This window comes from Nonomuraea sp. 3-1Str, from assembly GCF_031570565.1.
Taxonomy (GTDB): domain Bacteria; phylum Actinomycetota; class Actinomycetes; order Streptosporangiales; family Streptosporangiaceae; genus Nonomuraea.
In genome coordinates this window covers 69559-92413 of the sequence record NZ_JALHBK010000005.1, presented here as the reverse complement: position 1 = coordinate 92413, position 22855 = coordinate 69559, and the positions used below count along the sequence as shown (strand labels likewise).

Below are 22855 nucleotides of genomic sequence, written 5' to 3'. Positions count from 1 at the left end.
CCCTCAGGGCGGGGTCAGTTGGTGGTGCCGAGCTTGGAGACCAGGTCGTTGATCTCGGCGGCGACCTGCGTGCCGCCGCTGTCGTACCAGCGCTTGATCTCGCCCTTCAGCTGCTCCTCAGTGAGCTCGCCGGACAGGTACTTGATCCGGGCGTCGGGGATGATCGTGTCGATCTGAGCGCCCCTGGCGACGGCCGTGGGCGAGACCACCGGCAACGCGGGATTGAACACGGCGGTCTTGAGGTCCTCGACCATCAGCTTGTTCTGGAGGTTGATCATGTCCTGGTACGGCTTCCCGGGAGGCGTGCGCTGGTAGGCGATGCCGCCGATGTCCGCGGTGCCCTTGGTGCTGAGCTGGGTGAAGGCGTTGTCCACGTCCTTCTGGACGATCTCGACCTTGGGGTCGGTCTCGTTGATCAGCGAGGCGGTGTTGCCCACGACCTTGAAGTTGCGGCCCTCGATGCCGTTCTGCAGCAGCACCTGACCCTCCTTCGTGGCCAGCTTGTCCAGGGACTTCAGCAGGTTGTCGAGATCGGCCTCGGTCCGCACGCTCTGCTTCGAGATGGCCAGGGTGTCGTTGTAGCCGGTGAACGGGTAGGAGAACTTCTGGCCGTCGGACCGCTTGAGGTTGCCGACCATGGCGACCTTGTCGCCGTAGTGCTCGGGGTCGTCCTCCCTGAACAGGTCGAGCACCTGCCGGGAGCGGAGGTTCACGTCGATGATGATGCCGCCCTTGCCCTGGTGGAACGGCTCGTTCCACTTGGCCGAGTCGAGCGTGGCGAAGTCGGGGTTGACCAGACCCTCGCCGACCATCTTCTTGAGAAACTTGTTCGCCTCGAGGAACTCGGGGGTGTCGAACCCGGGGACGAGCTTGCCGTTGCGCTCCCCCCAGCCGTTCGGCGCGCCGAACCAGGTCTCCAGCACGTCGTAGGGGCTGGCACTGGCGTAGTTGCCCGGCCACTTCGGGATGATGAGGCCGTAGGTGTCCTTCTTGCCGTTGCCGTCGGGGTCCTTCTCGGCGAACGCCTTGGCGATGGTGTACAGGTCGTCGACCGTCTCGGGCAGCTTCAGGCCGAGCTTGTCCAGCCAGTCCTTACGGATGATCATCGCCGAGCGGAGCTGGGGCCGCATCCGGTAGAGACCGTAGATCTTGCCGTTGACGGAGGCATTGAGCGCCGTCCGCTGGTCCGCGGGCTTCAGGTTCGGATACTTGTCCAGCTTGTCGGTCAGATCCCAGAACGCACCTGCCTGGGCGGCCTTGACGAACCCCGGAAGCTTCGGGTCCACGACCATGACCTGCGGAAGGTTGCCCGAGGCGAGCGTGACGTTGAGCTTGTCGGTGTACTCGGCGTTGGGAACCCAGTTGACCTTGAGCTTCTTGCCGATGAGCTTCTCCACCGCCTGCTGCATCTCGCCCTTCGGGTCGGGCGCCGTGCCGAAGAGCTTGGACATCACGGTGATCGTGTTGGGGTCTGCCGCCGGCGCGTCACCGCCGCCGGAGCAGGCCGAGGCGGTGAGTGCAGCCGTGAGCGTTAGCGCACCGGCGATGAGCCGGCGGCGACGGGGTGCGCTCATGTGTTCCCTTTCGAATGCAGGCGCGCCTCGTTCTCCTCGAAGAAGCGCAGGCAGAGCCACGTGTTGAGGTAGATCCACGCGCCGAAGCTGATCACCGGGGCGAGGATGGGCGCCGCCGAGGTCGCGTAGGCGATGGCTGAGAGGGCTAGCAGCAACAGCACGGACGAGGCCGGGCGCAGGAGCGCTAGCTGTACCGCCTTGGGCCAGTACGCCCGGAGCGGCAGGTCGAAGTGCGCGTAGAGCGGTCCCACGTACGCCCCCACACCGGCCAGTGCGATGAGCGCCACGAAGGTCGCGATCCGCAGCGTTCCCATGCTGGGCCCGAGTGCGGAGAGGTACAGGTAGTTGCCGACCATGAGGACGGCCAGCACCGCCACCGGCAGCACCAGCAGCGAGCCGCGGACGAACTCCCGCCGGTAGACGGACCAGAACTCCGGAATCGCCTGAAACGATTCACCACGGGCGTGCCTCCGAGCCAGCGTGTAGGCGGCGACGGTGGCGGGGCCCAGACCCAGGACGACTCCACCCGCGAGAGTGAAGGCGATCCACAGCAGGTTCAGGAGGACCGCCCAGACGAGCTCCGAGCAGACCGCGTAGACCCTGGTTGACGTGGTGGTATGGCTCATCCGGCAGCACTTTCTCGTGGCGTGTGCACGGACACGGCGATGGGGGTGTTGCACCGTGGTTCCCGCCCCGTTACGGACGGATGAACGTCTCGGTGGTGGCGAACGTAGTGTTGAATCGACTCAGAGTCAATGACGCGAAACCCGGAGATTTCCGTATTCGCCAATCAATGGGGCCATCTGCCGGAAGCCGACCTTGCCTCCGGCCAGGGCCGGACCGCCTGCGAGGCCCTCGTCCATCCAGCTGAACGAGACCAAATCGTTGACCGAGAACGTGACCTCACCTGCGCGGATGTCGAGACGCATGGCGTAGGGCCCCTCGGCGTCGAGCACCGCGGGCAGCGGGTCGGGCCCCTGCGCGACCAGATGGAACCCGTGGCTCTTGCGCAGGTTGCAGGTATGCAACTTTCGCTCCGAGGGCCACATCCGTCGAAAGTAGGACACGTGGTAGGCGTCGATGTCGCCACTGTGATACTGCTCGTACGGCCCGTCACGCCTGGCCAGCGCCGGGTCGAACAGGTCCTCGCCGCCCCTGCCCCGCGCGTGGAAGAACAGGATGGCCAGGCCCGGCTCCCTGACCGGCCAGAAGTCCCACTCGATCCGCACGTCCGCGGGGAAGTCCTCGGGACACCACAGCACCAGGTTGGCCGCCTGCCCGTCGGCCGGCGGGCGCAGGCTCTCCAGCCGCATCCTGCCCATGGGGAAGGAGACCGCCCCGGCCCCCTCCATCCGGAACCCCGCCAGGTCGTCGGGTCCCGCGAGCCGGTTGCGGTAGATCTCGGTCACGGTGGTGCTCCTTCTAGCTGCGCCTTCGCGGTGCGCTGGACTCCCGGACGACCAGGTCCGGCTGGAAGATCACCTGCCGGTGCCGGTGCCGCTCCGGGTGGGCGACCTCCTCCAGCAGGAGCTCGATGGCCGTGCGGCCGAGCAGCTCGCGCGGCTGCCGCACCGACGAGAGGGGGACCGCCGCGGCGGCGGCGAAGTCGATGTCGTCGTAGCCGACGATCGCCATGTCGTCGGGCACGCGCAGCCCGCACGCGGCCATGGCCTGCAGGAACCCGAGCGCGAGCAGGTCGTTGGCGCAGAAGGCGGCCGTCGGCCGCTCGCCCGCGGGCAGGGCCGCGACGCGCTCACCGGCGGCGCGCCCGGCCGCGGCGCTGAGCATGGGCATCGAGGAGTCGATCAGCTCCACGCCCCCGGCCGCGGCGACGGCCCCGGCCACACCCGCGTGCCGGTCGGCCACCTGTTTGATCGACGGCGGCCCGCCGACGAACGTGATGCGGCGATGTCCCCGCTCGATGAGGTGGGCGGCGGCGATCTGGCCGCCGAGCCGGTCGTCCACGGCCACCGAGCACTGGAGGCCGGTGGCGGCGCTGTCGACCAGCACCACGGGCGTCCCCCGGGCGGCCAGCTCGGCCAGCCGGGGATGCTGCGCGTCGACCGGGGTGATCAGTATGCCCATGACGCGCTGCTGTTCGAGCTGGTCGAGATGGCGCCGCTCGCGGCTCGGATCGGCCCCGCTGTTGCACAGCACGACCATCGTGTCGTGCTCGTCGGCCAGCGCCTCGGCGCCCTGGGCGACGTCGGCGAAGAACGGGTTGGCCACGTCCAGCACGACCAGGCCGACCGTGCGGCTGCGGCCGACGCGCAGGTGGCGGGCCACCTCGTTGCGCACGAAGCCCAGCTCGCGGATGGCGTCGAACACCCGTGCCCGGGTCGCCGGCGCGACGATCTCCGGCCGGTTGAGCACGTTGCTCACGGTGCCGACCGAGACGCGCGCCAGACGCGCGACCTCCTTGATGCTCCTTGTCGCCATGGATCCTCACGAGGCCGCGCCGGGGGTGAACGTCGCTCATCATAGCGGCCTTGAACATTCTTTTGAATCGACTCAACCTGCGGTTTCTCTGGCAACCGCTTACCGGAACAATATTCTACTTCGTGTTTCATTGTGTCCCCGCCGAATGCCCCTGCAACTCACCCACCGAACGGACTCGGAGCGAGGAAGCCGGTCCCGCGCCTCCCAAGACGGCGGACGGCCGCGCGCGGGCCCCGTGCGATCGAGCCGGGAAGCCGCGTCACCGGGCCTGAGTCACGAACCTTCGGGCGCGGGTCCCCCGCGGTCCAGCCGGGAAGCCGGGTCGCCCGCAGCGGGTCCCGTGCCCGTGGGCGATGGCGGGTCCACCACGTGGACGCGGACTGCGCGGAACTGGGCGGGCGTCTCCCGCAGCACCGCCAGCCTGGGGTCCGGGACCGTCAGGAACGGCTCCGCCTCCAGCGCCAGGAGCGGCGCGAGCCGGCGGTCGGCGCGCAGGGCGTCCACGGCCCGCCGGTCTCCCCCGAGCACCACGGCCTCCAGCTCCGGCAGGTACGGCGTCAGCACGCGCAGCGCCGTGTCGGCGGCCCTGTCCAGCGCCTGGTCCGCCTGGTTGCGGCGCCGTCGGGCGAAGCGCTGCTGGGACCAGCCGCCCGCCGCCGTGCGGCCCTGGACCAGCCGGGAGCCCACCTTGGACGCCACCAGCTCCGAGCCCTGGAACACCCCGGCCGCGTACCCGCCGAGCCGTACCAGCACGACACCGATCCGCCGCTCCGCGCGGGCGTGCGCGACGAGCCGGGTGACGTGCGGCGGCCCCGGGCGCATGGGCGGGAAGGGCGCGTGCAGCTCGGCGAGCGCCCCGTCGGCGGCCACCAGCCGCACCGCCCGGTCGTCACCCGTCGCCTCGAACGGCCCGTGCCGGTCGGCGAACCCGTCGATCCACGGGTGGACCCGCTCGGGGGGCACGGACACCCACCGTCCGCCGCCCTTGGCCGGTCGCGCGCTCATGCCGGAAGGCTACCCTTGGCCGGTCGCGCGCTCATGCCGGAAGGCCACCCTTGGCCGGTCGCGCGCTCATGCCGGAAGGCTGACCGACGCGCCCGCTGCACCGGTCGGCCGAGCGGGGTGTCCGGCCGGAAACGACCGCGCGCGAGCCCCACGGCATGCGCGGCGCGGGCCGCCCGGCGGCGTGCGGCACGCGAGGGAGGCCCCGGCGGTGACCCGAAAGCCGCCGGGGACAGGAGAAGGGCCGGTCAGAGGCGGCAGGCGTAGATGTCGGTGACCAGGATCGCGCGGGCGCCGATGTCCCAGAGCTGGTCCATCACCTGCTGGTGGCCCTTGCGCCGGACCATGGCGCGGACCGCGACCCAGCCCTCGCGGTGCAGCGGCGACACCGTCGGGCCCTCCATGCCGGGCGTCAGCGCGATGGCCTCCTCGATGCGCTCGGCGCGGATGTCGTAGTCCATCATGACGAAGTCGCGCGCGTGCACGACGCCCTGGAAGCGGCGCACGAGCTGCTGGACGCCGGGCGACTCCGGGGCGCTCTGCCGCTTGATCAGCACGCCCTCCGAGCGCATGATCGGCTCGCCGAACACCTCCAGGCCGACGTTGCGCAGCGTCGTGCCGGTCTCGACGACGTCGGCGATCGCGTCGGCCACGCCGAGCCGGATGGCGGTCTCGACCGCGCCGTCGAGCTTGATGACGCGCGCGTCGACGCCCGCGTCGGACAGGTACTTGCCGAGCAGCCCGGTGTAGGAGGTGGCCACGCGCATGCCGTCGAGGTCCTTGACCGACGAGAGCGTGCCGGGCCTGGCGGCCAGGCGGAACGTGGAGTCGCCGAAGCCGAGCGGCATGATCTCCTCGACCGGCGCGCCGGAGTCGACGAGCATGTCGCGGCCGGTGATGCCGGCGTCGAGGGTGCCCTCGCCGACGTAGACGGCGATGTCGCGCGGGCGCAGGAAGAACAGCTCGCAGCCGTTGTCCTCGTCGAGGACGAACAGCTCCTTGCTGTCCCGGCGGGGCCGGTAGCCGGCCTCCTTGAGCATGGCCTGGGCGGCTTCGCTGAGGGCGCCCTTGTTGGGTACTGCCAGTCGGATCATGTCGGTGTCGTCTCTTCGTGTCTCGCGGGTGCGGGCGTGGGTCGGGCGAGGCGGGCGCCGGGCGCCCTAGAGATGCTTGTAGACCTCGTCCAGCCCGATGCCCTTCGCGAGCATGAGCACCTGCACGTGGTAGAGAAGCTGGGAGATCTCCTCGGCGGCCCGGTCGCTGGACTCGTGCTCGGCGGCCATCCAGCTCTCGGCGGCCTCCTCGACGACCTTCTTGCCGATGGCATGGACGCCGGCGTCGAGCGCGGCCACGGTGCCCGACCCCGCGGGCCGGGTGCGCGCCTTCTCGGACAGCTCGGCGAACAGCTCTTCGAAGGTCTTCATGGTCTCTCTCGTCGGTCGGCTGACGTGCACGACCAGCCTAGTCGGCCCGCGTGGGTCGCACGTCCGGTGTCCGGAACGCGAGACACGATGCCGGCGAACTGATCTTGACCCCATTCTGTCATTCATCTATGGTCCATTTGGCAAATGAACAGGGGAATTTTCGACCAGCCGATGGAGGCTTTTGTGCCGACGGAAAGCCTCTTTCCGCTTTCGCTCCGTACACTGCTCCGCCCCGAAATACTGCGCGACCCCGCTCCGGTGTACTCGGCATGGCGCGAGAACGACCCGTTCTTCTGGTACGAGGAGCTCGGCACCTGGGTGCTGACGCGTCACGAGGACTGCACGGCGGTGCTCAAGCGGCTCGACTGCTTCACCTCCGACTGGCGGCGGCTCGGCGAGGGCGTCCCCGACGAGCTGGTCATGCTGCAGACGGTGGACCCGCCCGAGCACCCTCCCGTGCGGCGGCTGCTCACGGCCGCCTACCGGGCGTGCGACCACGTCGCGCTGGTCGGGCGCACGGCCTCCCGGGTCACGGCGCTGCTGGCCGGGGTGGACGGGCGGACGGCCGACTTAGTGGACGAGGTGGCCCTGCCGCTGACGGTCGGGACGATCTGCGACCTGCTCGGGGTCGACCCCCCGGACCTCGCCCTGCTGCGGCGCGTGTCCCCGCCCGTCATCGACACCATGGACGCGGGGCTGCGACCCGAGGTGATACCCGCCGGACTCGCGGCGCGCGCGGAGCTGGACGAGATGATCGAGCGCTGGATGAGCGACCACCGTCCTGGCGGCATGTTCGCATATGTCAGTCAAAAACTCGACGCGCTCGGCGCGGATCGTCGTTTGGTAATGAATTCCCTGCGGTCCACATTTCACGCCGGTTTCGAATCGTCCGCCCGGCTGCTGTCGCTCGCGCTGCTCGCCTTCACCGATAATCCGGGCGTCCTTCCAAAATTCACCGGAAATCCGGAATCCGCGGTGCAAGAGGTCGTCCGTTACACGAGTCAGGTGCAGGTGCTCGCCCGCGGCTGTCTGACGGACACCGAGGTGGGCGGCCACAAGGTGCGCGGCGGCGACGGCGTGACGCTGATCATCGGCGCCGCCAACCGCGACCCCGCCGTCTTCCGGGAGCCCGACTCCCTGCGCCTGGGCCGCAACCCCAACCCGCACCTCGGCTTCGGCCGCGGCCTGCACGCCTGCCTGGGCGCAGGGGTCGCGTCGATGCAGGCCAGGGTGCTGTTCACCGAGCTGGCCGGCTACGCGGGCGTACGCCGCGACGGCGAGCCGGTCATGTGGGACAGCGGCACCCTGCGCGGGGTGCGAGCCCTGCCCGTCACGCTCTCCCGAGGAGGTGATCCCGCATGCGCTACGCCTACTGACCGGTAGCCGCGTGGCCGGTCGCCCGATGACCGGCGCGGCCGGCCGCGCCGGCGTCCCACCCTCCGAGGAGGCCCCATGGACCGATCCACCGGCCGGCCCCCCAAACCGTCTCGACCGGCGGCCCGGCCGTGACGGCGCGCGGCCGCTACCGCGATGCCCTGGCCGTCCCCGAGTTCCGTGCCCTGTTCCTGTCGCACGTGGCGGCCATGCTGGGCACGATCATGACCCAGTTCGCGCTCACCGTGCTGGTCTACCGCCAGACCGGGTCGCCGTTGCTCTCGGCCCTGGTGTTCACCGTGGCGTTCGTCCCCTACCTGTTCGGTGGGGTGCTGCTGTCCGCGCTGGTCGACCGGGTGCCGGTCCGCCGGCTGCTGGTGGGGTGCAACCTGGCCACGGCCGCGCTCGCCGCCGTGATGGCGCTGCCCGGGCTGCCGGTCGTGGCGGTGCTGCTCGCCGCGTTCGCGATCGGCCTGGTGGCGCCGGTCTTCGCGGGGGCGCGGGCCGCGGTGCTGCCCCGCGTGCTCGACGGCGACGTCTACATAGCCGGTCGCAGCCTCTTCCGGCTGGTGGCGCAGGCCGCGCAGGTGAGCGGCTTCGCGCTCGGCGGGCTGCTGCTGGTCGTGGTGACGCCGCGGACCGTGCTGCTGATCGACACGGCCGCGTTCCTGGTCTCGGCCGCGGTGCTCGCCGCGGGTGTCAGGGTCAGGCCGGCCGCCTCCGCCGGGCCCGCGGCCTCGCTCGTCCGCGACTCGGTGGGCGGCCTGGGGCGGGTCTTCCGGGTCGTACGGCTGCGCCGGGTCCTGGTGTTCGGCTGGGCCGTACCCGCGCTGGCGGTGGCTCCGGAGGCGCTGGCGGCCCCGTACGCGGAGCTGAAGGGGTTCGGCACGCTGGGGCTGGGCCTGCTCATGTCGGCGCTGCCCGTGGGCACGGTGCTGGGTGAGGTCCTGTGCCTGTGGATCGCCTCGCCGGAGCGGCGGCTGCGGCTGATCGTGCCGCTGGCCCTGCTGATGTTCGCGCCGCAGCTCGGCTTCGGGCTCTGGCCGGGGCTGCCGTCGGCCGTCGCGCTGCTCGTGCTGTCCGGCATGGGCCTGGCGCACCATCTGGGGCTGGACGCGCTGCTGGTGGACGCGGCCCCGGAGAGGTTGCTCGGGCGGGCGCTGAGCATCCAGACGTCGGGGCTGATGTTCTGGCAGGGCGTCGGCTTCGCCGTGGCGGGCGCGGCGGCCCAGCTCGTCCCGGCGCCGGTCGTGGTGGCGGCGAGCGCGACGCTGGGGCTGGCGCTGGTCACGCTGCTGCGCCCCGGCCGGGCCGCCGCCCGGACGGCGCCGCCGCCGGACGTCGCGCCGGAACGATCTGGGTGACACCCCCCGAGATCAGGCCCGGGCGGTCAGGGTCGATGAACCGGATAAGCACGTGACCGCAGGCTGTGGCGTGAACACTGACAATCCCGCTGATACGGTTCAGTGAAACTTTCATGCCGGAGGTGCGCGTGAAGAGGCCGACGATCGCCGACATCGCCAGGCGGGCCGGTGTCTCGAAGGGCGCGGTGTCCTACGCGCTGAACGGCCGGCCGGGCGTGTCGGACGAGACGAGGGCGCGCATCCAGGCGATCGCCCAGGAGATCGGCTGGCGGCCGAACGTCGCCGCGCGCCTGCTGACCGGGGCCGGCTCGGGCGCGATCGGGCTCGTCGTGTGCCGCCCGGCGCGCTTCCTCGGCGTGGAGCCGTTCTTCATGGAGCTGATCAGCGGCATCGAGGACGAGCTGGCGGCCCGCTCCTGCGCGCTGATGCTCCAGGTGGTCGCCGGCCACGAGGCCGAGATCGCCGTACATCGCCGCTGGTGGGGCGAGGGGCGGGTGGACGGGGTGATCCTCGTGGACCTGCACGCGGACGACCCGCGGGTGCCGGTGATGGAGCGGCTGGGCATGCCGGCGGTGGTGATCGGCCACCCGTCCGCGGCGGGCTCGCTGCCCGCGGTGTGGTCGGACGAGGCGGCCGCGATGCGCGAGGTGATCGAGCACCTGGCGGCGCTCGGCCACCGCCGCGTCGCCAGGGTGGCCGGTCCGTCCGCCCTGGCGCACACCGCGATCAGGGACGCGGCGTTCACCGAGTCGCTCGCGGCGCTGGGGCTGGAGGAGACGGCCGTCCCGCACACCGACTACACCGGCGAGGCGGGCGCCCGGGCCACCAGGCGGCTGCTCAGCTCGCGCGCCAGGCCCACGGCGATCGTCTACGACAACGACATCACGGCACTGGCGGGCCTGTCGGTGGCCCGGGAGATGCGGCTGGAGGTGCCGGCCGACCTGTCGATCGTGGCCTGGGACGACTCGCCGCTGTGCCAGGTGGTGCGGCCGCCGCTCACGGCGCTGACGCGGGACATCCCGGCCTCGGGCGCGCGGGCCGCCGGGCTCCTGCTGCGGAGGGCGGCCGGCCAGGAGATCTGCGGCGTGGAGGAACCGGCGGCGCGCCTGCGCCCGCGCGGGAGCACCGCCCCGCCGCCCCGCACCGCCCCCTGAACCGCCCCTGAACCGCTTCATCGCAGCTGCCCGGCGGCGGGACCACGGCCGACGGTCGGCGGGCTGGAAACATTCCGGCAATCTCGATCGCCGCCTATTGTAACTTACCCGTTTAAGTGGTGAGATCCCCATACCCGTGAATTCGGGCGCCGGGCGCGGGATGCCCCGCACATTCCGCATGCCTCCGCCAGGGGAACCGGGCGCCCATCCGACCGACAGATCGGACAGCCCCCATGCGACGAACAACGGCAGTCTGCAGCACGGTCCTGGTGGCACTCCTGAGCGCCGCGTGCGCCACCAGCGGCCAGTCGGAGACCAAGCAGGCCGATCAGAACGCCCCCGCGAACCTGTCCTTCTGGTCCACGGGCGGGGACGACGAGACCGCGATCTTCCAGAAGGCGGCCGACCTGTACAAACAGTCGCACCCCAACGTGACGATCAAGGTGCAGACCCTGTCGTGGGACGACGCGTACGCCAAGCTGCTGGCGGCGGCCACCAGCCGCAGCGGCCCGGACGTCCTGTCCGGCGGCATGACGTGGACGATCCAGTTCGGTGCCCGCGGCGCCATGGTGGACCTGCGCAAACACGGCCTGGACGCGCTGAAGGCGCAGGCCCAGCCCGCCCAGTGGGAGTCGGCCGTCTCCCCCGACGGCTCGGTGTACGGCGTGCCGCTCGACATGTCGACGTTCGCCCTGTTCTACCGCAAGGACCTGCTGGAACAGGCCAAGATCGACGCTCCGCCCAGGACGTGGGAGGAACTGGTCGCCGACATCGACAAGCTCAAGGCCGCCGGGGTGAAGAAGCCGTACAGCCAGGACTGGGGCAACCTCGACTGGATCGGCTACTTCAACTACCTCTACCAGGCGGGCGGCACGTTCTACACGCCCGACTGCAAGCCGTCGCTGAACACCCCGCAGGCCGAGCAGGCGCTGACGTACTGGGTGGACCTCTACCGCAAGCACGGCGCGCCGACGGCCCAGGTGGAGGGCTCCGACGCGCTCGACACCGGCACCGCGCTGGTGGTCGCCGGCAACTGGATCGCCAAGGGCATCGACATCAACAAGCCGAAGCTCAAGGGCAAGTGGGCGATGACCACGCTGCCCGCGGGTCCGGCCGGGCCCACCACGTTCATCGGCGGGCGCGCGATCGGCGTCACGTCTTTCAGCAAGTACGCCCAGATCGGCGCCGACTTCGTGAAGTTCCTCTACTCCGACCCGGCGATCACCACGATGGTGGACGAGGCCAAGAGGCGGAATCTGCCTTTCATCCCGCCGCGCCCCGACAAGGTGGTGTCGGACTCGACGTTCACCCCGGAGCAGGCCCAGGTGTTCGAGGCCTCGATCAGGACCGGCAAGGCCGCGCCGGGCTGCCCCGGCTGGGACGAGAGCGCCGGGGACGTGGCCAAGCAGCTCCAGTCGGCCATCCTCGGCAAGGCGGACGTCAAGACCGCGCTGGCCGAGGCCGCGAAGGTCATGGAACGCAACGCCGGATAGCCGCCCGCCGGGACCGGTGGGCGCCGGTCCCGGCCACCGATCCAGGAGCCTGACATGGCCGACATGGCGACCTCCGCCGTGACCACTCCCCTGCGCAGCGCGCTGCGCCGCTACGGCACCTCGTACCTGATGCTGCTGCCGTTCCTCGCGCTGTTCGCGGGCTTCCTCATCTGGCCGCTGGCCAACTCGCTGTTCCTGAGCTTCACCCGGTTCGACGGGATCAACCCGGCCGTGTTCACCGGCCTGGACAACTTCCGCCAGCTCGCGGAGGACGCCAGGTTCCGCCACGCGCTCGGCAACACGGCCCTGTACGTGGTGGCGTCGGTCGGCTTGGGCACGCTGCTCTCGCTGGGCCTGGCGCTGGCCTTCAACGGCACGAGCTGGCCGCACCGGATCATGCGCACCCTGTTCTTCCTGCCCTCGGTCACCTCCTCCATCGCGCTCATGCTCCTGTGGAAGTGGGTGCTGTTCCCCAGCGACGTGGGCCTGGCCAACACGATCGTGGGCTGGTTCGGCGGCAAGGCCGTCGCCTGGCTGGCCACGCCGGGGCTGACCATCCCGGTCCTCGTGCTGATGTCGGTGTGGGGCGGCATGGGGTACGGCATGGTGCTGTACGTGGCGGGGCTGGGCTCGATCCCGGAGGAGTACTACGAGGCGGCCCGGATCGACGGCGCCTCGGCCTGGCAGCAGTTCCGCCGGATCACGCTGCCGCTGCTGCGGCCGGTCACCACGTACGTGGTGGTCACGGGGCTGATCGGGGCGTTCCAGGTGTTCGAGGCCGTGTACATCGTCTTCCGCGGCACCAACAACGTCGGCGGCGTGCTCGACTCCGGCCTGATGATCGTCCCCTACCTGTACGACCAGGGCTTCACCCACTTCAAGCTCGGCTACGCCTCGGCGATCGCCTGGGTGCTGTTCCTGATCATCTTCGTGCTGAGCCTCGTCAACCTGCGGCTGGGCCGCGCGATGAAGGAGCTGTGATGGCCGTCGCCCCGCTGGACACCATCGCCCCCGCCCCTCACGCCCGGCAGCCGGCGCGGGCCGGCGACCGGCGCACCCGGGTCAACAGGCACCTGCTGCGCCTGCCGTTCTACCTGCTGTCGCTGACGATGATCGCGCCGTTCTACTGGCTGGTCATCACCGTCTTCAAGCCCCCGGCGGAGCTGGCCAGGACACCGCCGTCGTTCGTGCCCGAGTCGCCCACGCTCCACAACTTCTACGACCCCGCGTGGTCGGCCCAGCAGATCAACCCGGGCCACCTGCAGGGCATCTTCCAGCGGTTCCAGGTGGACTTCGGGTTCTGGCGGTTCCTGTTCAACAGCCTGTTCATCACCGGTGCCATCACGGTGGGATCGCTGCTGGTCTGCTCGCTGGCGGCGTACGTGATCGCGAAGCACGACATCAAGGGGCGGCGGGTGATCTTCTTGATGATCATCGCGTCGATGATGGTGCCGTGGCAGACCACGCTGATCCCCAACTACGTGATCATGCGGAACCTGGGCTGGCTGGACAGCTACGCCGCCTACATCGTGCCGGCACTGGCCAAGGCGTTCGTGCTGTTCTTCCTCGTGCAGTTCCTCCAGTCGCTGCCGAACGAGCTGATCCAGGCGGCCCGGGTGGACGGCGCCGGGGAGTGGCGGATCTGGTGGACGATCGTGCTGCCGCTGCTGCGGCCGGCCCTGGCCGCCATGTCGATCTTCATCGTGCTGGCGGAGTGGAACAACTTCCTCTGGCCCCTGATCATCGTGCAGAGCGACGAGATGGCCAACCTGCCCGTGGCGCTGGCCAGGCTCAACTCCTACTTCGCCGGGCCCGACCACCAGGGCGCCATCATGGCGGGCGGGCTGCTGGCCTCGGTGCCGACGATCGTGTTCTTCCTCGTCTTCCAGAAGTACTTCACCCGGGGCATCGCGCTCAGCGGCCTCAAGGGCTGACCGCGCTCCGCGCACCCGCACCACTCTGGGCACCGCTCCGCTGGAGGGACGACCGGACGACGACACGGCGACCGTCCCAGTGGGACGTACCGCCGGAAACGGCGAGGCCCGCCGTACCGCTCTCTTCGAGTGGTACGGCGGGCCGTCGAGGGTGGTGCGCGGGGCAGCGGCCGTAGCGGCGCTCACCCGAGCGGAAGTTGTTGCCACGGCCCTCGGAGCGGAAGCCGCCCGAGCGCGGACCGCGGTCGTCGCCACGGTAGCCCGCCGAGCGATGGCCGTCACGGGGACGGTCCTCGGAGCGGACGCCGCGCTCACGGTCGGCCGAGAACGGCCGGCCACGGTCACCGGTGCGGGGGGCGCGGTCGTCGGCCCGGTAGCCGCCGCCGCGCGGACCGCGGTCGTCGGAGCGGAAGCCGCCGTCCCTGGGGCCGCGGTCGTCGGAGCGGAAGGGGCGGTCGTCGGAGCGGTAGCCGCCGTCGCGCGGACCACGGTCGTCGCCGCGGTAGCCGCCGCCGCGCGGACCACGGTCGTCGGAGCGGAAGCCGCCATCCCTCGGACCACGGTCGTCGGAGCGGTAACCGCCGTCCCTGGGACCACGGTCGTCGGAGCGGTAACCGCCGTCCCTGGGACCACGGTCGTCGGAGCGGTAACCGCCGTCCCTGGGACCACGGTCGTCGGAGCGGTAACCGCCGTCCCTCGGACCACGGTCGTCGCGGCGGAAGCCGCGCTCGCCGGAGCGGCGGTCATCGCCGAACGAGCGCGGGCCGGAGCCCTGCTCGCCGCCGGAGGCCGGAGCGCCGTCGTCGTGGCGGCGGGGCCGCCGGTCGCCGTCGAAGTCGCGCCCGAAGTCACGGCGCCCGCGACGGCCGCCACGACGGTCGCCGCCCTGCCCGCCACCGTTGCCGTGCTCGCGGCGCGGCCGCAGCGGCTTGCGGACGTCGGGCTCCCACACCGGGATGGACTCGCCACTCGGGATGCGGGCGCCCGTCACCTCGGCGACCCGCGGGTGCCCGGGGGTGGCCTTGAGGCGGAACGGCTGGATGCCGGCCCGGCGGGTGAGCTGGTCGGTGGAGCGGCGCTCGTTGGGCAGCACCAGCGTGACGACGGTGCCCTTCTCGCCCGCGCGGGCCGTGCGGCCGCCGCGGTGGAGGTAGCTCTTGTGGTCCTGCGGCGGGTCGACGTGCAGCACGAGGCTGATGTTGTCGACGTGGATGCCGCGGGCCGCGACGTCGGTGCAGACGAGCACGTTGACGGAGCCCTCGCGGAACTCGGCCAGGATGCGGGTGCGCTGGTTCTGGCGCTTGCCGCCGTGCAGGCCGCCCGACTTGACGCCGACCCGGGCCAGCTGCTTGCACAGCCGGTCCACGCCGTGCTGGGTGCGGACGAAGATGATCGTGCGGCCCTCGCGGTTGGCGATCTCGGCCGTGATGTCGAACTTGTCGTCACGCGTGACCTGCATCACGTGGTGCTCCATGGTGTCGACCGGGGAGGTCGCGGGAGCCACGGAGTGCGTGATCGGGTCCTTGAGGAAGCGCCGCACGAGCTTGTCGACGTCGCCGTCGAGCGTGGCGGAGAACAGCAGCCGCTGCCCGCCGGCCGGGGTCTGCGCGAGCAGCTCGGTGACGACGGGGAAGAAGCCGAGGTCACACATGTGGTCGGCCTCGTCGAGGACGCTCACCTCGATGTCGGACAGCGAGCACTCGCCCTGGCGGATGAGGTCGCCGAGCCGGCCGGGCGTGGCGATGACGATGTCGACGCCGCGCCGCAGCGCCTCGATCTGCTTGCCCATGGACATGCCGCCGACGATGACCTTCATCCGCAGGCCGAGGCCACGGCCGAGCGGCTCCAGCGCGTCGTGGACCTGGAGGGCCAGCTCGCGGGTGGGGACGAGGATCATCGCGCGGGGACGGCCCGGCGCGGGCCGGACGCCGGCCAGGCGGGCCATGGTGGGCAGGCCGAAGGCGAGCGTCTTGCCGGAGCCGGTCTGGCCGCGGCCGAGGACGTCGGCGCCGGTGAGGACGTCGGGGATGGTCGCGGTCTGGATGGGGAAGGGGCTGTCGATGCCCTGGCGGGCCAGGCCGGTCACGAGCGGCTTGGGAAGACCCAGCAGCTCGAACTCGGAGATGCCCTGCTCGGAGGCGAGCTTGGCCAGGCCCTGCTCGGGGGCGAGCTCGGGCAGGCCCTGCTCGGGGGCGAGCTCGGGCAGGACAGCGTCAAGCATGGTCACGAACGTCGTGCCTTTCAGTCGAAGTGGCGCGTCACTTCTGCGAAAGGACGAGCCAGGACGTGCGGCGCCGTGCCGCACTCATTGCCAGGCGCGGGTGATCGGCACCCGCTGGGGTGGGGACAGGCCCGGCCGGTGATCTCACCGGCACGCATCAGGGCCGTCTACGCGCACCCGCTTGCCGGCCGCAGGCGGCGAACGCACGCGATGGTGCGTTAGGTGCACGTGGTGCCAACGCGGGGAAGACCTCGGGTATTCCCCGGCCGGTCCGACTCTCGGACCGTGGCACGGACGCGGCCGGCACCGGGGTGCCGGCCGTACTGCTCAGAACGTACTGCTGGAACTGCTCAGAACGTGGTGCTGAAAGCTGATACTGCTGACTGATGCTGAAGGTCAGGAGATCAGACGTTGAAGCCTAGCATACGCAGCTGCTCACGGCCCTCGTCAGTGATCTTGTCGGGGCCCCACGGCGGGAGCCACACCCAGTTGATCTTCACATCGGAGACCATACCATCGAGCGCGGAGTGCGCCTGATCCTCGATCACGTCGGTGAGCGGGCAGGCGGCACTGGTGAGCGTCATGTCGATGGTGGCCACGGGGCGGCCGTCCTCGGCGGGGTCGAGGTTGAGGCCGTAGATCAGGCCCAGGTCGACGACGTTGATGCCGAGCTCGGGGTCGACGACGTCCTTGAGCGCCTCCATGACCTCCTCGACGGTGGCCTCACCGTCGAACGTGGTGGGCGTCTCCACCGGCTTGCTCATCTGCTGGCACTCCTCACTACAGCGTCCTTGTAGGCCATCCACGACAGCAGCGCGCACTTGACCCTGGCCGGGAACTTCGCGACCCCGGAGAACGCCACAGCGTCGCCGAGGACGTCCTCGTCGGCCTCCACCTGGCCCCTGCCCTGCATGAGCCGGGTGAACTCGTCGACGACCGACAGGGTCTCCTCCACCGTGGAGCCGGCGGTCAGCTCGTGCAGGACCGACGCGGCTGCCTGGCTGATGGAGCAGCCCTGGCCGTCGTAGGAGACGTCCTCGATCCGGCCGGCGTCGCCGAGCTTCACCCGGAGCGTGATCTCGTCGCCGCACGTCGGGTTCACGTGGTGGACCTCGGCGTCGTACGGGTCACGCAGCCCCCGCCCCTGCGGGTGCTTGTAGTGCTCCAGGATCAGCTCCTGGTACATCGACTCGCCGATCATGGCTATGCGAACACTTTCTGGACGTGGTGGAGGCCGCGCACCAGGGCGTCGATCTCGCCCGTGGTGTTGTACAGGTAGAACGACGCCCGCGTGGTCGCCGGTATTCCGAACCTGAGGTGCAGGGGGCGGGCGCAGTGGTGGCCGACGCGCACGGCGACGCCGAAGCTGTCGTCGAGGATCTGCCCCACGTCGTGCGGGTGGATGCCCTCCAGCGTGAAGGACAGGGTGGCGCCCCGCCGGTCCAGCGAGTCGGGCCCGATGAGCCGCAGCGTGGGCACCTCGCGCAGCGCGTCCAGCGCGTACGCCGTCAGCGTGCGCTCGTGCGCCTCGATGGCGTCCAGGCCGACGGCCTGGAGGTAGTCGACGGCCGCGCCGAGGCCGATGGCCTCGACGATCGGCGGGGTGCCCGCCTCGAACTTGTGCGGGATCGGCGCGTACGTCGAGTGGTCCATCCAGACCGCCTCGATCATCTCGCCGCCGCCCATGAACGGGGGCATGGCGTCGAGCAGTTCGCCGCGTCCCCACAGCACGCCGATGCCGGAGGGGCCGAGCATCTTGTGACCGGTGAAGGCCACGAAGTCGACGCCCAGCTCGGCGACGTTCACGGGGTGGTGGGGCACGGACTGGGAGGCGTCGAGCATCACCAGGGCGCCCACCTCGCGGGCGCGCCGCAGCACGTCGGCGACCGGGTTGACGGTGCCGAGCACGTTGGACTGGTGGGCGATCGACACGATCTTCGTCCGCTCGGTGACCAGCTCGCCGAGGTTCGACAGGTCGAGGCGGCCCTCGTCGGTGACGCCGAACCACTTGAGCGTCGCGCCGGTGCGCTGGACGAGCATCTGCCACGGCACGATGTTGGAGTGGTGCTCCATCTCGGAGATGACGATCTCGTCACCGGGGCCGAGCGCGAAGCGCGGGTCGGCGTCCTGGCCGGCGCCCTCGCCGCCCGGGGCCCACAGGTGGGGCCCGAAGGCGTGAGCGACCAGGTTGAGCGCCTCGGACGCGTTCTTGGTGAAGATCACCTCGTCGCGTGAGGGCGCGCCGACGAACGCGGCCACCTTGTCGCGCGCGCCCTCGTACGCCTCGGTCGACTCGGCGCCGAGCACGTGCATGGCGCGCCCGACGTTGCTGTAGTGCATCGCCAGGTGCTCGCGCACCGTCTCGACGACCGGTGTGGGCTTCTGCGATGAGTTGCCCGAGTCGAGGTAGACGAGCGGGCGCCCGCCGGGCAGCTCGCGGGAGAGAACCGGGAAGTCCTTCCTGATCCTCTCCACGTCGAAGCTGGTGGGATAAGTCATGCAGTCGCCTTCGTGTACTGCTCGTAGCCCTCGGACTCGAGCTTGTCGGCCAGCTCCGGTCCACCCTCCTCGACGATCCGGCCGGCCGCGAAGACGTGGACGAAGTCCGGCTTCACGTAGCGCAGGATGCGGGTGTAGTGGGTGATGAGCAGCACGCCCGTCTCGCCGGAGGCGCGGAAGCGGTTGATGCCCTCCGACACCACGCGCAGCGCGTCGACGTCGAGGCCGGAGTCGGTCTCGTCGAGCACCGCGATCTTGGGCTTGAGCAGCTCGAGCTGGAGGATCTCGTGGCGCTTCTTCTCACCGCCGGAGAAGCCCTCGTTGAGGTTGCGCTGGGCGAAGGCCGCGTCGATGGACAGGGCGTCCATGCCGCCCTTGAGGTCCTTGGCGAACTCGCGCAGCTTGGGCGCCTCGCCGCGCACCGCGGTGACGGCCGAGCGCAGGAAGTTGGACACCGAGACGCCGGGGACCTCGACGGGGTACTGCATGGCGAGGAACAGGCCGGCGCGGGCGCGCTCGTCGACCGAGAGCTCCAGCAGGTCGACGCCGTCGAGCAGCACCTGACCGCCGGTGATCGTGTACTTGGGGTGGCCGGCGATGGCGTAGGCCAGGGTGGACTTGCCGGAGCCGTTGGGGCCCATGATGGCGTGGGTCTCGCCGGAGCTCACGGTGAGGTTGACGCCGCGCAGGATCGCCTTGTCGTCGACGGCGACCTGGAGGTCACGGATCTCAAGGGTGGACATTGTTTATGACTCCTTCGAGAGCGAGACGAGGACGTCGTCGCCGTCGATCTTGACTGTGTAGGTGTTCACGGGCCTGGTGGCGGGGGGGCCGGTGGGCTTGCCGGTCCGGACGTCGAAGCACGAGCCGTGCAGCCAGCACTCCAGCGTGCCGTCGTAGACCTCTCCCTCGCTGAGCTTGACCTCGGCGTGGGAGCAGATGTCGTGCAGGGCGAAGACCTCCTCGCCCTTGCGGACGAGCGCGACCGGGGTGTCGTCCACCTCGACGCCGATCACCCCGCCGTCGGGGATGTCGGTGACGCTGCACACCTTCTCGAAACTCATCGGGCCAGCTCCGCCTCCACCGCGCTCATCACGCGCTCGCGGATCTCGTCGATCTGGATGCGCTCGATGAGCTGGCCGAGGAAGCCCCGGATGACGAGGCGGCGCGCCTCGTCGAAGGGGATGCCGCGGGCCTGCAGGTAGAAGATGTGCTCGTCGTCGAGGCGGCCCGACGTCGAGGCGTGACCCGCGCCGGCGACCTCGCCGGTGAGGATCTCCAGGTTGGGCACCGAGTCGGCGCGGGCGCCGTCGGTGAGGATGAGGTTGCGGTTGAGCTCGTAGGTGTCGGTGCCCTCGGCCTCGACCCTGATGATCACGTCGCCGATCCAGACGGCGTGGGCGTTCTCGCCCTGCAGGGCGCCGCGGTAGTCGACGTTGCTCTTGCAGTTGGGCTGCGAGTGGTCGACCAGGAGGCGGTGCTCCAGGTGCTGGCCCGCGTCGGCGAAGTACACGCCGGACAGGTCGGCGTCGCCGCCCGGGCCGGTGTAGGACACGCTGGGCGACAGCCGGACGAGGTCGCCGCCGAGGGTCACCGCGAAGCTGCGGAAGGTGGCGTCCTTGGCCAGCTGGGCGTGGTGGTGCGACACGTGGACCGCGTCGCCGTCCCAGTCCTGGAGGCTGACGACCTTGAGCGAGGCGCCGTCGCCGACGACGAACTCGATGTTGTCGGCGTAGACCGCGCCGCCCTGGTGCTCGATGACGACCACGGCCTCGGCCAGCGGCTCCACCTTGACCACGGTGTGGCCGTAGGAGGCGCCGTCGGTGCCGCCGCCGCGCACCTCGACGCGGATCGGCTCCTGCGGGGTGGCCTCCTTCGGCACCGTGATGACCAGGGCCTTCTCGAAGGCGTTGTAGGCCTGGGCGCTGACCCGGTCGGCCGGCACGTACGCCTGGCCGATGCGCGGGTCGTCGCGGCCGACCCACTCGGCGCTCACGCCGGCCGGGGTGTAGGCCTGGACGACCACCTGTCCGGTGGCCTCGGCCTTGCCGTTGTGCAGGCCCTTGAGGCGCGACAGCGGGGTGAAGCGCCAGGCTTCCTCGCGCCCGGTGGGCACGTCGAAGTCGCCCAGGTCGTACGACGCCTTCTCGTGCAGGGTCGACAGGGGCTTCTCGTTCAGGCCCATCAGCCGACGGCTCCTTCCATCTGCAGCTCGATCAGCCGGTTGAGCTCGAGCGCGTACTCCATCGGCAGCTCACGCGCGATCGGCTCGACGAAGCCGCGCACGATCATCGCCATCGCCTCGTCCTCGCCGAGCCCGCGGCTCATGAGGTAGAACAGCTGGTCCTCGCTGACCTTGGAGACCGTGGCCTCGTGCCCCATCGACACGTCGTCCTCGCGGACGTCGACGTAGGGGTAGGTGTCGGAGCGGCTGATCTGGTCGACGAGCAGCGCGTCGCACTTGACGGTGCTGGCGCTGCCGTGGGCGCCCTCCTCGATCTGCACGAGACCGCGGTAGGAGGTGCGGCCGCCGCCGCGCGCCACCGACTTGGAGATGACGCTGGAGCTGGTGTGGGGCGCCAGGTGCACCATCTTGGAGCCGGCGTCCTGGTGCTGGCCCTCGCCGGCGAACGCGACGCTCAGGGTCTCGCCCTTGGCGTGCTCGCCCATGAGGTAGACGGCCGGGTACTTCATCGTGACCTTGGAGCCGATGTTGCCGTCGATCCACTCCATGGTGGCGCCCTCGTAGGCGACGGCGCGCTTGGTCACCAGGTTGTAGACGTTGTTCGACCAGTTCTGGATGGTCGTGTAACGGCAGCGGGCGTTCTTCTTCACGATGATCTCGACGACCGCGGAGTGCAGCGAGTCGGACGAGTAGATCGGCGCGGTGCAGCCCTCGACGTAGTGGACGTAGGAGTTCTCGTCCACGATGATCAGGGTCCGCTCGAACTGGCCCATGTTCTCGGTGTTGATCCGGAAGTACGCCTGGAGCGGGATCTCGACCTCGACGTTCGGCGGCACGTAGATGAACGAGCCACCGGACCACACGGAGGTGTTGAGAGCGGCGAACTTGTTGTCGCCGACCGGGATGACCGAGCCGAAGTACTCCTTGAAGAGCTCCTCGTGCTCCTTCAGGCCCGTGTCGGTGTCGACGAAGATGACACCCTTCTCCTCGAGGTCCTCACGGATCTTGTGGTAGACGACCTCGGACTCGTACTGGGCGGCGACGCCGGCGATGAGGCGCTGCTTCTCCGCCTCGGGGATGCCCAGCTTGTCGTAGGTGTTCTTGATGTCCGCGGGCAGCTCGTCCCAGGAGGCGGCCTGCTTCTCCGTCGAGCGGACGAAGTACTTGATGTTGTCGAAGTCGATGCCGGTGAGGTCGGAACCCCAGGTGGGCAGCGGCTTCTTGTCGAACAGGCGGAGGCCCTTCAGGCGAAGGTCGAGCATCCACTCCGGCTCGTTCTTGAGCCCGGAGATGTTGCGCACGACTTCCTCGGACAGGCCGCGCTTGGCCGCCGCCCCGGCGGCATCCGGGTCGGCCCAGCCGAACTTGTAATTTCCGAGGCCTTCCAGCTCCGGGCGGTCGGTGACAGTCACCTTCCGGTCTCCTTGCTCTTGTCTCTATGTACGGGATCACCCAGCGATTGCGGGCTGACGTGCGTGGTGCAGACCCCGTCGCCATGGGCGATCGTGGCCAGGCGCTGCACGGGGGTGCCGAGGAGTCGCGCGAACGCCTCCGTCTCGGCCTCGCAGAGCTGCGGGAACTCCGCCGCCACGTGCGCCACGGGGCAGTGGTGCTGGCAGAGCTGGTCACCGCCCGACTTGGCCTTGGTGGAGGAGGCGGCGTAGCCCTCCGCGGAGAGCGCCTGCGCCAGCACCTCGACGCGCCGCTCCGGGGGCACCGAGCTCATGACCGGCTCCAGCCGCCGCAGCAGGCCGGAGACCTGTGTGCGGGCGAAGTCGGTCACCGCTTCGTCCCCCATGCGCTCGGCCAGGAAGCGCAGGGCGCTCCCGGCCAGGTCGTCATAGGCGTGCTCGAAGGCACTGCGCCCCGCGTCGGTGATGGCGAACAGCTTGGCCGGTCGCCCTCGCCCGCGCTGGCCGCGTGGCCGTACCGTGCGAGGCTCTATCATCCCGTCGGACAGCAGCGCGTCGAGATGGCGGCGGACGGCGGCCGGGGTCAGCCCCAGCCGTTCGCCCAGCGCGGCGGCCGCGATGGGACCGTGCTCCAGGATGAGCCGGGCCACGCGCGCACGGGTGCTGCGCTCACTGCCTGGCTCGATCGTGGTGGACACGTTTTTCACAACATCAGTGTGCCGTAATTCCTTCCCGCCCCACAAATGGATCCGTGGAATGGGTCAATGCAATTTCTCACTC

At 70.3% G+C, this 22855-nt stretch carries 22 protein-coding genes; 6 read left to right on the top strand and 16 right to left on the bottom strand.

Translation table 11 applies throughout. The features are described 5' to 3' along the window. Positions 1 to 14: 14 nt before the first annotated feature. The 7 genes from MTP10_RS10955 to MTP10_RS10925 all read right to left on the bottom strand — a co-directional run bounded on the left by MTP10_RS10955 (position 15) and on the right by MTP10_RS10925 (position 6439). Complete coding sequence (locus MTP10_RS10955) at positions 15 to 1574, bottom strand: extracellular solute-binding protein (RefSeq protein WP_310708962.1); 1560 nt, start codon at positions 1572 to 1574, stop codon at positions 15 to 17. After that, positions 1571 to 2200: a DUF624 domain-containing protein gene (locus MTP10_RS10950; RefSeq protein WP_310708961.1), complete on the bottom strand. Its 630-nt coding sequence runs from the start codon at positions 2198 to 2200 to the stop codon at positions 1571 to 1573. The genes MTP10_RS10955 and MTP10_RS10950 overlap by 4 nt, the downstream gene beginning before the upstream one ends. A gap of 126 nt (positions 2201 to 2326) precedes the next feature. Continuing rightward, positions 2327 to 2983 (bottom strand): DUF1961 family protein, encoded by a 657-nt coding sequence (locus MTP10_RS10945; protein ID WP_310708960.1) that lies wholly within the window; start codon positions 2981 to 2983, stop codon positions 2327 to 2329. Positions 2984 to 2996: 13 nt separating this feature from the next. Beyond that, positions 2997 to 4013 (bottom strand): LacI family DNA-binding transcriptional regulator, encoded by a 1017-nt coding sequence (locus tag MTP10_RS10940; protein ID WP_310708959.1) that lies wholly within the window; start codon positions 4011 to 4013, stop codon positions 2997 to 2999. Between the two features lie 273 nt (positions 4014 to 4286). Continuing rightward, a complete protein-coding gene (locus MTP10_RS10935) occupies positions 4287 to 5018 on the bottom strand; it encodes an acVLRF1 family peptidyl-tRNA hydrolase (RefSeq protein ID WP_310708958.1) in 732 nt (243 codons plus the stop codon). Between the two features lie 245 nt (positions 5019 to 5263). After that, entirely contained in the window at positions 5264 to 6109 is an 846-nt protein-coding gene (gene hisG, locus MTP10_RS10930) for an ATP phosphoribosyltransferase (RefSeq protein WP_310708957.1), read from the bottom strand. A 66-nt stretch (positions 6110 to 6175) separates the two neighbouring features. After that, positions 6176 to 6439: a phosphoribosyl-ATP diphosphatase gene (locus MTP10_RS10925; protein ID WP_214636287.1), complete on the bottom strand. Its 264-nt coding sequence runs from the start codon at positions 6437 to 6439 to the stop codon at positions 6176 to 6178. A 258-nt stretch (positions 6440 to 6697) separates the two neighbouring features. On the opposite strand from MTP10_RS10925, the gene MTP10_RS10920 reads away from it, so the two are divergent. The 6 genes from MTP10_RS10920 to MTP10_RS10895 all read left to right on the top strand — a co-directional run bounded on the left by MTP10_RS10920 (position 6698) and on the right by MTP10_RS10895 (position 13758). Then, the gene (locus MTP10_RS10920) at positions 6698 to 7822 is read left to right on the top strand and encodes a cytochrome P450 (RefSeq protein ID WP_310708956.1); all 1125 of its coding nucleotides are present in this window, start codon (positions 6698 to 6700) and stop codon (positions 7820 to 7822) included. Between the two features lie 122 nt (positions 7823 to 7944). Then, complete coding sequence (locus tag MTP10_RS10915; protein WP_310708955.1) at positions 7945 to 9177, top strand: MFS transporter; 1233 nt, start codon at positions 7945 to 7947, stop codon at positions 9175 to 9177. A 128-nt stretch (positions 9178 to 9305) separates the two neighbouring features. Further along, a complete protein-coding gene (locus MTP10_RS10910; protein ID WP_310709220.1) occupies positions 9306 to 10331 on the top strand; it encodes a LacI family DNA-binding transcriptional regulator in 1026 nt (341 codons plus the stop codon). A 269-nt stretch (positions 10332 to 10600) separates the two neighbouring features. Then, entirely contained in the window at positions 10601 to 11824 is a 1224-nt protein-coding gene (locus MTP10_RS10905; protein ID WP_310708954.1) for an extracellular solute-binding protein, read from the top strand. A 54-nt stretch (positions 11825 to 11878) separates the two neighbouring features. Then, positions 11879 to 12805 (top strand): sugar ABC transporter permease, encoded by a 927-nt coding sequence (locus MTP10_RS10900; protein ID WP_310708953.1) that lies wholly within the window; start codon positions 11879 to 11881, stop codon positions 12803 to 12805. Beyond that, positions 12805 to 13758 carry a carbohydrate ABC transporter permease gene (locus MTP10_RS10895; protein WP_310708952.1) on the top strand — a complete coding sequence of 318 codons (954 nt, stop codon included), beginning with the start codon at positions 12805 to 12807 and terminating at the stop codon, positions 13756 to 13758. The genes MTP10_RS10900 and MTP10_RS10895 overlap by 1 nt, the downstream gene beginning before the upstream one ends. On the opposite strand, the gene MTP10_RS10890 is transcribed toward MTP10_RS10895, so the two are convergent. The 9 genes from MTP10_RS10890 to MTP10_RS10850 form a co-directional block, all read right to left on the bottom strand. Continuing rightward, positions 13748 to 15979 carry a DEAD/DEAH box helicase gene (locus tag MTP10_RS10890; protein WP_310708951.1) on the bottom strand — a complete coding sequence of 744 codons (2232 nt, stop codon included), beginning with the start codon at positions 15977 to 15979 and terminating at the stop codon, positions 13748 to 13750. The genes MTP10_RS10895 and MTP10_RS10890 overlap by 11 nt on opposite strands. Before the next feature lie 404 nt (positions 15980 to 16383). Beyond that, positions 16384 to 16743: a metal-sulfur cluster assembly factor gene (locus MTP10_RS10885; protein ID WP_310708950.1), complete on the bottom strand. Its 360-nt coding sequence runs from the start codon at positions 16741 to 16743 to the stop codon at positions 16384 to 16386. Further along, positions 16740 to 17180, bottom strand: a complete 441-nt coding sequence (gene sufU / locus MTP10_RS10880; protein ID WP_310708949.1) for a Fe-S cluster assembly sulfur transfer protein SufU — start codon at positions 17178 to 17180, stop codon at positions 16740 to 16742. The genes MTP10_RS10885 and sufU overlap by 4 nt, the downstream gene beginning before the upstream one ends. Positions 17181 to 17182: 2 nt before the next feature. Further along, positions 17183 to 18478, bottom strand: coding sequence for a cysteine desulfurase (locus MTP10_RS10875; RefSeq protein ID WP_310708948.1), 1296 nt, complete (start codon positions 18476 to 18478; stop codon positions 17183 to 17185). Then, the gene (gene sufC, locus MTP10_RS10870; protein ID WP_310708947.1) at positions 18475 to 19221 is read right to left on the bottom strand and encodes a Fe-S cluster assembly ATPase SufC; all 747 of its coding nucleotides are present in this window, start codon (positions 19219 to 19221) and stop codon (positions 18475 to 18477) included. The genes MTP10_RS10875 and sufC overlap by 4 nt, the downstream gene beginning before the upstream one ends. A gap of 3 nt (positions 19222 to 19224) precedes the next feature. Beyond that, the gene (locus MTP10_RS10865; protein ID WP_310708946.1) at positions 19225 to 19542 is read right to left on the bottom strand and encodes a non-heme iron oxygenase ferredoxin subunit; all 318 of its coding nucleotides are present in this window, start codon (positions 19540 to 19542) and stop codon (positions 19225 to 19227) included. Continuing rightward, complete coding sequence (sufD, locus tag MTP10_RS10860) at positions 19539 to 20663, bottom strand: Fe-S cluster assembly protein SufD (RefSeq protein WP_310708945.1); 1125 nt, start codon at positions 20661 to 20663, stop codon at positions 19539 to 19541. Before sufD ends, MTP10_RS10865 begins: the two co-directional genes overlap by 4 nt. After that, positions 20663 to 22075 (bottom strand): Fe-S cluster assembly protein SufB, encoded by a 1413-nt coding sequence (gene sufB, locus MTP10_RS10855; protein ID WP_310708944.1) that lies wholly within the window; start codon positions 22073 to 22075, stop codon positions 20663 to 20665. The genes sufD and sufB overlap by 1 nt, the downstream gene beginning before the upstream one ends. Next, positions 22072 to 22782, bottom strand: a complete 711-nt coding sequence (locus MTP10_RS10850) for a metalloregulator ArsR/SmtB family transcription factor (RefSeq protein ID WP_310708943.1) — start codon at positions 22780 to 22782, stop codon at positions 22072 to 22074. Before MTP10_RS10850 ends, sufB begins: the two co-directional genes overlap by 4 nt. Between the last annotated feature and the right edge of the window lie 73 nt (positions 22783 to 22855).